11 protein-coding genes are annotated in these 12,113 nt (G+C 70.7%); 5 read left to right on the top strand and 6 right to left on the bottom strand.

Annotated features, from left to right (window positions below; all coding sequences use genetic code 11):
- Positions 1 to 3 precede the first annotated feature (3 nt).
- Both OG579_RS02520 and cobN read right to left on the bottom strand, forming a co-directional pair.
- Positions 4 to 477: an FxsA family protein gene (locus OG579_RS02520; protein ID WP_328857951.1), complete on the bottom strand. Its 474-nt coding sequence runs from the start codon at positions 475 to 477 to the stop codon at positions 4 to 6.
- A 94-nt stretch (positions 478 to 571) separates the two neighbouring features.
- The gene (cobN, locus tag OG579_RS02515) at positions 572 to 4,195 is read right to left on the bottom strand and encodes a cobaltochelatase subunit CobN (protein WP_328857950.1); all 3,624 of its coding nucleotides are present in this window, start codon (positions 4,193 to 4,195) and stop codon (positions 572 to 574) included.
- A gap of 189 nt (positions 4,196 to 4,384) precedes the next feature.
- Here cobN and cobG point away from each other — a divergent pair, with 189 nt between their 5' ends.
- The 3 genes from cobG to cobJ are packed head-to-tail and all read left to right on the top strand — an operon-like array spanning position 4,385 to position 7,742.
- On the top strand, positions 4,385 to 5,569 hold the full coding sequence (cobG, locus tag OG579_RS02510) for a precorrin-3B synthase (protein WP_328857949.1): 1,185 nt from the start codon (positions 4,385 to 4,387) through the stop codon (positions 5,567 to 5,569).
- Between the two features lie 8 nt (positions 5,570 to 5,577).
- Complete coding sequence (locus OG579_RS02505) at positions 5,578 to 6,201, top strand: precorrin-8X methylmutase (RefSeq protein ID WP_045822948.1); 624 nt, start codon at positions 5,578 to 5,580, stop codon at positions 6,199 to 6,201.
- The gene (gene cobJ, locus OG579_RS02500) at positions 6,198 to 7,742 is read left to right on the top strand and encodes a precorrin-3B C(17)-methyltransferase (protein WP_328857948.1); all 1,545 of its coding nucleotides are present in this window, start codon (positions 6,198 to 6,200) and stop codon (positions 7,740 to 7,742) included. The genes OG579_RS02505 and cobJ overlap by 4 nt, the downstream gene beginning before the upstream one ends.
- Before the next feature lie 7 nt (positions 7,743 to 7,749).
- Here cobJ and OG579_RS02495 read toward each other — a convergent pair whose 3' ends face one another.
- From OG579_RS02495 to OG579_RS02480, 4 genes are read right to left on the bottom strand one after another with little or no spacing between them, the layout of a single operon-like run.
- Positions 7,750 to 8,514 (bottom strand): cobalt-precorrin-6A reductase, encoded by a 765-nt coding sequence (locus OG579_RS02495; RefSeq protein WP_328857947.1) that lies wholly within the window; start codon positions 8,512 to 8,514, stop codon positions 7,750 to 7,752.
- On the bottom strand, positions 8,501 to 9,262 hold the full coding sequence (gene cobM, locus OG579_RS02490; RefSeq protein WP_328857946.1) for a precorrin-4 C(11)-methyltransferase: 762 nt from the start codon (positions 9,260 to 9,262) through the stop codon (positions 8,501 to 8,503). The genes OG579_RS02495 and cobM overlap by 14 nt, the downstream gene beginning before the upstream one ends.
- Positions 9,259 to 10,482 (bottom strand): precorrin-6y C5,15-methyltransferase (decarboxylating) subunit CbiE, encoded by a 1,224-nt coding sequence (gene cbiE / locus OG579_RS02485; RefSeq protein ID WP_328857945.1) that lies wholly within the window; start codon positions 10,480 to 10,482, stop codon positions 9,259 to 9,261. The genes cobM and cbiE overlap by 4 nt, the downstream gene beginning before the upstream one ends.
- Complete coding sequence (locus OG579_RS02480) at positions 10,479 to 11,267, bottom strand: SDR family NAD(P)-dependent oxidoreductase (protein ID WP_408068731.1); 789 nt, start codon at positions 11,265 to 11,267, stop codon at positions 10,479 to 10,481. Before OG579_RS02480 ends, cbiE begins: the two co-directional genes overlap by 4 nt.
- 31 nt (positions 11,268 to 11,298) lie before the next feature.
- Here OG579_RS02480 and OG579_RS02475 point away from each other — a divergent pair, with 31 nt between their 5' ends.
- Both OG579_RS02475 and OG579_RS02470 read left to right on the top strand, forming a co-directional pair.
- Entirely contained in the window at positions 11,299 to 11,715 is a 417-nt protein-coding gene (locus tag OG579_RS02475; protein ID WP_045822796.1) for a pyridoxamine 5'-phosphate oxidase family protein, read from the top strand.
- Complete coding sequence (locus tag OG579_RS02470) at positions 11,712 to 12,092, top strand: ribosomal protein L7/L12 (protein ID WP_052688853.1); 381 nt, start codon at positions 11,712 to 11,714, stop codon at positions 12,090 to 12,092. The genes OG579_RS02475 and OG579_RS02470 overlap by 4 nt, the downstream gene beginning before the upstream one ends.
- The last annotated feature ends 21 nt before the right edge of the window (positions 12,093 to 12,113 follow it).

Below are 12,113 nucleotides of genomic sequence, written 5' to 3'. Positions count from 1 at the left end.
CACTCAGCCGATCGAACGCCATCCCGGGGTGGCTCCGGGCGACGCGGGATGTGTCGGGTCGACGACCTCGCCCTCGACGACGATCCCGCGGCCGCCGGCGGCGCCGTAGCGGTTCATCGCCGTCACGACGCGACGGGCGCCGAGTGCGGCGACGAGCGGGCGTGCCAGTGCCCGGACGGGTCCGAGCAGCAGCGCGATACCGAGCACCGTGCTGACGATGCCCGGCAGGAACAGCAGGAACACCGAGCCCGCGAGCAGTGCGGTGTCGGTGAGCGGTCGCACCGAATCGGTGGAACCGTCTGCCGCGGCACGGAGTTCGGCGAAGACGCGCGCACCCTGACGGCGCAGCAGCGCGACCCCGATGATCACCGCAGCGAAGGTCGCGAGCAGCGTCCACCAGAACCCGATCGCGTACACCAGACCGACGAACGCGCCGATCTCGACGAGCAGGTAGGTGGCGAACACGGCGAGCTTCATGGCGATCAGTCCTCGGTTGTGGTGATGGAGTACCGGGTCAACGAACGAGGGACCGATTTTTCTCCCGGACGGCACGCCGGGCTGTGTCGGCCGCCTACTCGTCGCCCTCGATGTCACCCTCGGTCTCGAGGAACACCTGCTGCAGCTGGGCGAGCAGTTCCGGCGGGGGCTGCGACCACAGCTCCCGCCCGGCGGCTTCGAGGAGCCGCTCGGCGATGCCGTGCAGTGCCCACGGGTTCGACTCGGCCATGAACTTGCGGTTCGTCTCGTCGAGGACGTACGTCTCGGTGAGCTTCTCGTACATCCAGTCCTGCACCACGCCGGTGGTCGCGTCGTAGCCGAAGAGATAGTCGACGGTCGCGGCCATCTCGAACGCGCCCTTGTAACCGTGGCGTCGCATGGCGTCGAGCCACCGCGGGTTGATGACGCGGGCCCGGAACACCCGAGCGGTCTCCTCGGCCAGCGTGCGGGTGCGCACCGACTCCGGTCGTGTGCTGTCGCCGATGTAGGCCTCGGGCGATTTACCGGTCAACGACCGCACCGTGGCGACCATGCCGCCGTGGTACTGGAAGTAGTCGTCGGAGTCGGCGATGTCGTGCTCGCGGGTGTCGGTGTTCTTCGCCGCGACGGCGATCCGCCGGTACGCGGTGCGCATGTCGTCGGCGGCCGGGACACCGTCGAGGCCGCGCCCGTAGGCGAAGCCGCCCCACGTCGTGTAGACCTCGGCCAGGTCGGTGTCGCTGCGCCAGTTCTTGCTGTCGACGAGCTGCAACAGACCGGCGCCGTACGACCCGGGCTTCGACCCGAAGATGCGGGTGGTGGCGCGGCGCTCGTCGCCGTGGTCGGCGAGGTCGGCCTGGGCGTGGGCACGGACGAAGTTCGACTCGTGCGGCTCGTCGAGATCGGCGACCAGGCGTACAGCGTCGTCGAGCATCGCCAGCACGTGGGGGAAGGCGTCGCGGAAGAAGCCGCTGATGCGGACGGTGACGTCGATGCGGGGCCGCTTGAGTTCGGCGAGCCCGATGGGTTCGAGGCGCACCACGCGCCGTGACCCCTCGTCCCACACCGGCAGCACACCGAGCAGGGCGAACACCTCGGCGATGTCGTCTCCGGAGGTCCGCATCGCGCTGGTCCCCCAGATCGACAGACCCACCGACTGCGGGTACTCGCCGTGATCGGTGAGGTACCGGTCGACGAGGGACTCGGCCATCAGCTGGCCGGTCTCCCACGCGAGGCGCGACGGGATCGCCTTGGGGTCGACGGAGTAGAAGTTGCGACCGGTCGGCAGGACGTTGATGAGTCCGCGCAGCGGCGAGCCGCTGGGGCCGGATGGGATGAAACCGCCGTTCAGGGCATGCAGGATCCGGTCGACCTCGCCGTCGGTCTGCCGCAGACGCGGAACCACCTCGGTGGCCGCGAACTCGAGGATGCGTCCCACGGTCTCGCGTTGCGTCGCGTCCTCGACCGAGGCGACGACGGATCCGACGGCGTCGACCGCCCAGTCGGCGTCGGCCATCGCGACGATGAGGTCGCGTGCACGGACCTCGATCTCGTCGACCCGCCCGCGGACCTCGTCGCCGTCCTCCGACAACCCCAGGGCCTCGCGCAGGCCGGGGACGCTGCGTTCGCCGCCCCACATCTGCCGGGCGCGCAGCATCGCGAGCACCATGTCGATCTCGGACTCACCGCGCGGCGCCTCACCGAGGATGTGCAGGCCGTCCCGGATCTGGACGTCCTTGATCTCGCACAGCCAGCCGTCGACGTGCAGCAGCATGTCGTCGAACACCTCCTCGGCCGGACGCTCCTCCAGGCCGAGATCGGTGTGCATCTGCGCCGCGGTCATCAGCGTCCAGATCTGCTGACGGATGGCCGGCAGCTTCACCGGGTCGAGGGTGGTGATGTTGGAGTGCTCGTCGAGGAGCTGCTCGAGGCGGGTGATGTCGCCGTAGCTCTCGGCGCGCGCCATCGGCGGGATGAGGTGATCGACGAGTGTCGCGTGCGCCCGACGCTTGGCCTGCGTCCCCTCCCCGGGGTCGTTGACCAGGAACGGGTAGATCAGCGGCAGATCGCCGAGCGCGGCGTCGGTGCCACACGACGCCGACATGGCGAGGGTCTTTCCGGGCAGCCACTCGAGGTTGCCGTGCTTGCCGATGTGCACGATCGCGTCAGCGCCGAAGCCGCCGCGATCTACCGGTGCGGCCACCCACCGGTAGGCGGCGAGGTAGTGGTGGCTCGGCGGCAGGTCGGGGTCGTGGTAGATCGCGATGGGGTTCTCGCCGAACCCGCGCGGCGGCTGCACCATGAGCAGGATGTTCGCGAACTGCAGTGCGGCGATGACGATCTCGCCGTCGGGGTCCGACGACCGGTCGACGTAGAGCTCGCCGGGCGGCGGACCCCAGTGGTCGACGACCCGGGCCCGGAAATCGTCGGGCAACGTCGCGAACCACTCCCGGTACAGCGACGCCGAGATGCGGATGGGATTGCGTTCGAGCTGTTCGGCCGACAGCCAGTCGGGGTCCTGTCCCCCGGCCTCGATGAGTGCGTGGATCAGCGCGTCGCCGTCCCCCGCGGCCAGGCCGGGGACAGCGTCGTCGCCGTACTCGGGGCCCATGTCGTATCCGGCCGCACGCATCGCGCGCAACACCCCGATGGTGCTCGCGGGGGTGTCGAGGCCGACGGCGTTGCCGATGCGGGCGTGCTTGGTCGGGTATGCCGACAGCATCAGGGCGACGCGCTTGTCGGCGGGAGCGATGTGGCGCAGACGCGCGTAGCGGGTCGCGATGCCGGCGACGCGGGCGCACCGCTCCGCGTCGGGCACATAGGTGCTCAGTCCCTCGGCGTCGATCTCCTTGAACGAGAACGGCACGGTGATGATCCGACCGTCGAACTCGGGCACCGCGACCTGTGTGGCGACGTCGAGCGGGGTCATGCCGTCGTCACCGTCGGCCCAGGTCGCGCGGCTGCTGGTGAGGCACAGGCCCTGCAGGATCGGCACGTCGAGGGCGGCGAGCTCGGCGACGTCCCAGGCCTCGTCGTCGCCTCCGGCGGTGACGCCCGCCGGTCGGGTCCCGCCCGCGGCGAGCACGGTGACGACCATGGCGTCGGCGGCGCGCAGCGTGTCGAGCAGCTCCGGAGGTGCGGCGCGCAGGGACGCGCAGAAGATCGGGAGGGGGCGTGCGCCGTGGGCGACGATCGCGTCGCACAGAGCGTGGATGTATCCGGTGTTCCCCGACAGGTGCTGCGCCCGGTAGAAGAGCACTGCGACCGTCGGGCCCGCGACGTCGGTCTGGTCGCGTTCCAGGATCCCCCAGGTCGGCGTGGACTGCGGCGGCTCGAATCCGTGTCCGGTCAGCAGCACGGTGTCGGACAGGAACCAGCTCAGTTGCAGGAGGTTCTCGGGTCCGCCCTCGGCGAAGTACTGGTGTGCCTGCGAGGCGACGTTGGCGGGGACGGTCGACAGCTCCATCAGGGCGGCGTCGGGGGCCATCTCGCCACCCAGCATCACCAGGGGCACGCCGGACGAGAGGACCGTGGCCACCCCCGACTCCCACATCTGCCGCCCGCCCAGGATGCGCACGATGACGAGATCGGCGGCGTCGAGCATGGCGGGCAGGTCGTCGGTGACGCTGATGCGGTTGCAGTTCGCCCAGGTGTACTCGCCGCCGGACGATCGCGCGCTGGACAGGTCGGTGTCCGAGGTGGACAGCAGCAGGATCACGGGTCGTGCCTCCCTTGGGGGTTTCGCGCCCCGGTGGTGGTGTGGAGATATCCGGTGAGCGGATCGGGTCTGACTTCCCGCGTCGCCGCAGGTCACAGTGGCGCGACCGCACCGGGTTCCCACCGGTTTCCGCACCGCTCTGCCGATGACGATACGGGTCTGTGCACCGGCGGTCGTACCGTGGACGCCGTGACCACGCCGCCCGATCCCACCGCGCGGACCCGCGCCGACGACGCCTGCCCGGGTGCGTTGTCGCTGCATCAGGCCGCCGACGGACCGCTGGCGCGGGTCCGATTGCCCGGGGGCGTGCTGACCCCGGAGCAACTAGCGGCGCTCGCCTCCGCGGCCGACGAGCTGGCGAGCGGCGACCTCGAACTCACCAGTCGCGGGAACGTGCAGCTCAGAGCGGTGCGAGACCCCGACGCGCTCGCGCAGCGCCTCGCCGACGCCGGGCTGCTGCCGTCGGAGACCCATGAGCGCGTGCGCAACATCCTCGCCTCGCCGTTGGCCGGTCGGGTCGGGTCGGGACCCGACGTCGCGGGCATCGTCACCGACCTCGACCTCGGTCTGCGCGCCGACCCCGACCTCGCGGACCTGCCCGGTCGCGTCCTGTTCGCCGTCGACGACGGCACCGGCGACGTCACCGGACTCGGACCCGACATCGGTGTGCACGCCCTCGGCGGCGACGAGGCGCTCGACGGGGAGTTCGCGCTCGTCCTCGCCGGTGCCGACACCGGGGTCCGCGTGGCCGCCGACGCCACGGTCGCGACGATGCTCGCCGCGGCACGCGCCTTCGGTCGCGAACGCGATCGCCAGTGGCGGCTCGCGGAACTGCGGGACGGTGTGGCCACGGTACTGGACCACACGGGTCTGGCCGTCACCACCGATCCGGTCGAGCTCGGATCCGCGGGCTCGGCGCCGGTCGGCTGGTTCGAGCAGGCCGACGGCGGGGTCGCGCTGGGTGCGGTGCTGGCCCACGGGATCCTCCCCGCGCGGACGGCCACCGTCATCGCGGCCGTCGAGAAGCCGGTCATCGTGACCCCGTGGAGATCGATCGTGCTGGTCGATCTCACCGAGGACGAGGCCGAGGCGGTGGTGCGGGTGTTGGCGCCCATGGGGCTGATCTTCGACGCGAACTCGCCCTGGGCGCAGGTCAGTTCCTGCGTGGGATCACCCGGGTGCGCGAAGTCGCATGCCGACGTCCGAGCCGATCTCGAGTTCGCCGTCACCGCCGGATCGGCGGGCCATGACGGGCGCGAGCACTGGGTCGGATGCGACCGCGCCTGCGGCAGTCCCCACTCCGAACACCTGCGGGTCACCGCGACGGACGAGGGATACGACGGTCAGAGGGTCGACGGCCCGCGGCTATCGTGAGTCCCGACATGTACTCCTACATCCACGACGGCGCCGAGATCTACCGGCAGTCGTTCGCGACCATCCGTGCCGAATCCGACCTGTCGGCGTTCGACGACGACACCGAGACCGTCGTCGTCCGGATGATCCATGCCTGCGGGCAGACCGACCTCACCACCGACGTCGTCGCCACCCCGGGGGTCGTGACGGCGGCGCGCACGGCGCTGCGCAACGGCGCTCCCATCCTCTGCGACGCGACGATGGTCGCCTCGGGGGTCACCCGCCGGCGCCTGCCGGTCGACAACGACGTCGTGTGTCTGCTCGGCGACCCACGGACGCCGCCCCTCGCCGAGCAGTTGCACACCACCCGTACCGCGGCCGCGGTCCACCTGTGGGAACCGATGCTCGAGGGCGCGGTGGTCGGGATCGGTAACGCCCCGACCGCGTTGTTCGCCCTCCTCGAGCAGATCGACGCGGGCGGTCCCCGTCCGGCCGCGATCGTCGGTGCCCCGGTGGGGTTCATCGGTGCCGCGGAATCGTGTGCGGCGCTGGCCGAGCGGACCGATCTGGAGTTCATCACCGTCCTCGGGCGCCGTGGCGGCTCGGCGATCACCGCCGCCGCGCTCAACGCGTTGGCGAGCCCGGTCGAGTGAGCCCCGATCGCATCGATGCCGGATCCGGCGCCGGGAAACTGTGGGGTGTGGGCCTCGGGCCCGGTGACAGCGAACTGGTGACGGTCAAGGCGGCACGGATCATCGCCGAAGCCGACGTGGTGGCGTATCACTCTGCACGCCACGGTCGTTCGATCGCACTGGGCGTCGCCACCCCGTACCTGCGTGAGGGTCAGGTCCACGAGAAGCTGGTGTACCCGGTCACGACCGGCACCACCGATCATCCCGGCGGGTACCGCGGGGCACTCGAGGAGTTCTACGCCGAGTCCGCGGAGAGGCTCGCCGTCCACCTGCGCGCTGGGCGCACGGTCGCCCTTCTCGCCGAAGGTGATCCGCTGTTCTACAGCAGCTACATGCACATGCACAAACGCCTCGTCGACGAGTTCGACGCCGAGATCGTCCCCGGCGTCACCTCGGTGAGCGCGAGCACCGCCGCGGTCGGGATCCCGTGGGTCGAGGCCGACGAGACCACCACCGTGCTCCCCGGGACCATGGGCCGCGACGAACTGGTGCGTCGACTCCGCGACAGCGATGCGGTGGCGATCATGAAGCTCGGTCGCACCTTCCCCACCGTCCTCGAGGCGCTGGAGACCGCCGGTCTCGCCGACCGCGCCTGGTATGTCGAACGGGCGTCGACCTCCACCCAGCGCGTGGTGCCCGTCCGCGACGTGGACCCCACCTCGGTCCCGTACTTCTCGATGATCGTGGTCCCCGGTGTGATCAACGGTGTGGTCAACCACGTCGGCTCGTCGTCGGCAGCCACCGCTGATCCCGTCGGCGGCGAGGTGGTGGTCGTCGGCCTGGGTCCCGGCGCACAACGGTGGACCACGCCCGAGGTGCTCGACGAACTCGCCCGCGCCACCGACATCGTCGGCTACAAGACCTATCTCGCCCGGATCTCGCCGCGTCCCGGACAGCGCATGCACGCCAGCGACAACCGCGTGGAGTCCGAACGGGCCTGCATGGCCCTCGATCTCGCCGCCGCGGGCGCCCGCGTGGTCGTGGTGTCGTCGGGCGATCCGGGCGTGTTCGCGATGGCCTCGGCGGTGGTGGAGATGTCGGCGGAAGCGCCGTGGACCGGGGTCACGGTCCGCGTGGTCCCCGGGGTGACCGCGGCAAACGCGGTGGCGGCGGCGGTCGGTGCGCCCCTGGGACACGACTACGCGGTCATCTCCCTGTCCGATCGCCTCAAGCCCTGGGACACCATCGAGCGTCGTATTCGCGCCGCGGTGTCCGCCGATCTCGTCATCGCCATCTACAACCCCGGTTCGGCCAGTCGCACCTGGCAGGTCGAGGCGCTCCGCTCGATCCTGCTCGCCGAGGTCGGCGCCGAGCGCCCGGTGATCGCCGGTCGCGACGTGGGCGGACCGGAGCAGGCGGTGTCGATGACCACGGTCGGTGAGCTCGACCCCGCGAGCGTCGACATGCGGACGTTGCTCATCGTGGGTTCGTCGACCACCCGGGTCGTCGACCGGCCCGCCGGCGCCGCGGTGTTCACCTCACGCCGTTACGGCGACGCCTGATCGGTCGTCACCCCGGGAGGGCCGCCCCGCGGACTGCGCGGAGTGCGGCGTCCACCGACGTCACCACCTGTCCGTGGTCGGGTGGCGCTGGCCGTTGCACCATCACCACCTCGACACCGAGTTCGGCCGCCGCACGCAGCTTCGCGCTCGTGAGGTCACCCCCGCTGTTCTTGGTGACCAGCGTGTCGATGTGGTTGTCGCGCAGGATCTCCCGCTCGTCGGCGAGGCGATAGGGTCCGCGACTGCGCAGCACCCGGTGGCGCCGCGGGAGGGACCCGGTGGGCGGATCGACCACGCGGATGAGGAACCACGAGTCGTCGATGTCGGCGAAGGCGCCCACGTCCTGACGGCCGGTGGTGAGGAAGACACGCCGGGCGCGCGTGCCGACGTGGGCCGCCGCCGCGCCGATGTCGGAGACGGTGGTCCAGTGGTCGTCGGGTCCCGGTGTCCAGGGTGGGCGCCGCAGCGAGATCATGTGCGCGCCGGTCGCTCTCGCGGCGTCGGCGGCGTTGCGGGAGATCTGTTGGGCGAAGGGATGGGTCGCGTCGACCACCGTCGTGCAGTGGTGGTCGGCCAACCAGGCCGCGAGACCGTCGGATCCTCCGAACCCACCGATGCGGACCTCGCCCGCGGGGAGGGCCGGATCGGAGACCCGACCGGCCAACGAGGACACGCACGCGATCCCGTCGGCGACCAATGCTGCGGCGAGTGCCCGGGCCTCGCCGGTACCGCCGAGGATCAGGACCGGGGCCGGCGGCTCAGTGGCCGTCACCGGCCACCTTCGTCATCCGTGCCTGCGAATAGAGGTAGCTGTCGGGAAAGCCCGACGCGGCGAGGACGCGGCCGACGAACACCACCGCGGTGCGCACGATCCCGGCCTCGGCGGTGCGCGCGGCGAGATCGGCCAGCGTGCAGCGGACGATCTGCTCGTCGTCACGGCTCGCGAACGCCACGACGGCACAGGGGCAGTCGGCGCCGTAGTGCTCGACGAGGTCGGCCTGTACCTGGTCGATGCGGTGGGCGGCGAGGTGCAGGGCGAGCGTGACCCGTGTGGCGGCGAGTTCGGCCAGGGTCTCGCCGTCGGGCATGTCGGTCGACAGGGTGGAGACGCGGGTGATGAGCAGTGACTGCCCGACTCCGGGGACGGTGAGCTCCCGTCCGAGTGACGCGGCGGCGGCCGCGAAGGCCGGGACCCCGGGCACGATCACGTGGTCGATACCGATCGCGTCGAGCGCTCGGATCTGTTCGGCCACAGCGGAATACAGTGACGGGTCGCCGGAGTGCAGGCGGGCGACGTCGTGACCGGCCCGATGTGCGGCGGCGATGTGCTCGACGATGTCGGCCAACGGCATCCGTGCGGAATCGATGAGCACCGCCCCGGGTGGGCAGTGCTCGAGCATCTCGGCGGGAACGAGCGAACCGGCGTACAGGCATGTCGCGCAGCGGGAGAGCACGTTCGCCCCACGCAGGGTGATGAGATCGGCGGCGCCGGGGCCGGCGCCGATGAAGTACACGGTCACGGTCGCTCCTCGGTGGTGTGCGTGTTCTTGACGACCGACCACTGCGTGACGGGCAGGATGGGACGCCACGTCGTCATGCCCCCGAGTGGCGCCGCGTGGTCGATGTGGATGCGCCGCAGGTCGCCGCCGAGGCTGCGCTGCCGGTCCATCACCAGCGTCTCGGACTCGAGCGTGACCGCGTTGGCGACGAGGCGTGCGCCGGGGGCCATCGCGTCCCAGCAGGTCTCGACCATTCCCGCGACGGTCAGACCACCGCCGACGAACACGGCGTCGGGTCGGGGGGCGTCGTGCAGGGCCGCCGGCGCCTCGCCCTCGATGCGCAGGCGCGTGGTGACGCCGTGTCGTGCGGCGTTGTGTGCGATGCGAGCCCGTCGGTCGGGATCGGATTCGAACACCACGGCGCGGCTCGTGGGCTCGGTGAGCAACCATTCGATGGACACCGATCCCGCGCCGCCACCGATGTCCCACAGCGTCTCCCGCGGAGCGGGCCGGAGCAGCGCGAGGGTGAGGGACCGGACGGCCGTCTTCGTCAGTTGCCCGTCGGAGTCGAAGTCGGTGTCGGGGCGACCGGGTGCGGTGCTGATCCTCGGGCCGCGACAGGCGACGGCCACGACGTTGAGATCGTGACCCGGTGATCGCCGCCACTGCGCGGCGTCGGCGGACTCGATCGCCTCCTCGTCACCGCCGAGGCATTCCAGTACCGTGATCGTTGATTCACCGAAGCCGTTGTCGCACAACGTCGTCGCGATCGCCGCGGGTGTGTCGGCGCCGCGGCTCAACAGCAGCAGTCGCACGCCGTCGCTCACGTGGGCCAGGATCGTCTCGACCGGATCGGTGACGAGACTGATGACCGGTGTGCGCGCGAGGTCCCATCCCATGCGCGCGGCCGCCAACGACGCACTCGACACCGCGGGGATGACACGGACCCGCTCGGCGCCGAGGAGTCCGACGATCGTGGCGCCGACGCCGTGGAACATGGGGTCGCCGCTGGCGAGTACGTGCAGCGGACGCGCCGGCGGGTCGGCGAGCAACGCGCGGAGGTCGGCGAGCATGGGCGTCGACCACACGTGGGTGCGCGCCGACAGGTCCGGCAGCAGCTCAAGTTGCCGTGAAGAACCGGCGATCATGGTCGCGCCGGTCAGTTCGTCGTGTGCGATCGGTGAGAGTCCGCGCCACCCGTCGGCGCCGATGCCCACCACCACGACGTCGGGCGTGCTCATCGCGGCATGCGACGCCAGATCGGCTGCGGAAGGAGTTTCATGACGAAGAACGCCGGACGGATGGCCCACGGGATCCACACCGTCGCGCGACCCCGCCGCAGCGCGCGCACGACGGCGTCGGCGACCTGGTCCGGTGTGCTCGACATCGGCGCGGGTTCCACACCCGAGGCCATCAGGTCCTTGGTCATCGCCCCGACGACGAAGCCGGGTCGGGCGAGGAGAAGGTGTACCCCGGTGTCGTGCAGGGCGTCGGACAGACCCGACGCGAAGCCGTCGAGGCCGGCCTTGGTGGAGCCGTACACGTAGTTCGCGCGTCGTACCCGGACGCCGGCGACCGAGGAGAAGACGATGATCGCGCCCGCATTGCGTGCGCGCATCGTCGCGGCGAGCGGGGTCAGCACGCTGATCTGCGCGAGGTAGTCGGTGTGGGCGATCTGCAGGGCGTGGGCGACCTCGGTCTCGGCGCGGGCCTGATCGCCGAGGATGCCGAACGCGACGATGGCGACACCGATCGGACCGTGTCGTGCGATCACGGACTCGATGATCCCGATGTGCGACGCGGTGTCGTCGGCGTCGAAGGCGACGGTGTGCACCTCGCGGGCTCCGGCGGCCAGTAAGGCGGCGGTCTCAGTCTCGAGGTCGTCGGGTCGCCGCGCCGCCAGCACCACCACGGCGTCGGCGGCGATGCGTGTCGCGACGGCGAGGCCGATCTCACTGCGCCCGCCGAACAGCAGCACGACACCGTCGGTGTCGGGTCGTCGACGTCGCTGGGCCACGTCGGACATTCTGTCACCGCCTTCTCGATAGGCTGACCATGTGCCCCGTACCGCAGCCGATCTCTCCCCCGCCGCTCTGGAGTTCCTCACCGATCGCCATCTGGCCAGTCTCACCACGCTGCGTGCCGACAACACCCCGCATTCGGTCGCCGTCGGGGTGACCTATGAGCCCGAACGCAGCCTGGCGCGGGTCATCACTTTCGAGGGCAGCCAGAAGGTCCGCAACGTCGATCGGGGTGGGTACGCCGCGGTCACGCACGTCGACGGGCCGCGGTGGCTCACGTTGGAGGGTCCCGCCCGCATCAGTCGCGACGCCGATGACATCGCCGAGGCGGTCCGTCGCTATGCGTTGCGCTACCGCCAGCCGAAGGTCAACCCGCGTCGCGTCGTCATCGAGATCGAGGTGACCCGCGTGCTCGGATCGCAGTCACTGTTCGCCGAGGACCCCACCGCGTGACACGACGCCGCGAACTCCTCCACACCGGTGCGGGCGTCGTCTTCGGTGTCGCGTTCGTCTATCTCGCCGCCTGCTATGTGTTCGATGCGATCGACAGTCCATCGATCTACCGGGTGTTCCTCGCGATCGTCTCCGTGGTGCTGGCGGCGAGTATCGGTGTCAACGGATATCGACGGATGACCGGTCGCAGCCGACCCGCGCTCGCCTATCCGCGTGTCAATCCCGCCTCGGTGCCGTTCGATGACGTCGTCGCGGTCACGACGGGGACCGACGACCGGATCGACGCGATCCGGCAGCTCCGCGAGGCGCACCCCGGGTTGGGTCTGAAGGACGCGAAGGACCTCGTCGACGAGGTGCTGGCGCGCCCCGATCTGTGACCAGCCGAGCCCGGTGACCCG

Origin of the sequence: Williamsia herbipolensis, from assembly GCF_036153515.1 — a bacterium.
Lineage (GTDB): Bacteria > Actinomycetota > Actinomycetes > Mycobacteriales > Mycobacteriaceae > Williamsia_A > Williamsia_A herbipolensis.
Note: the sequence above shows the minus strand (reverse complement) of the source record. Positions and strands in the feature narration are given on the sequence as shown.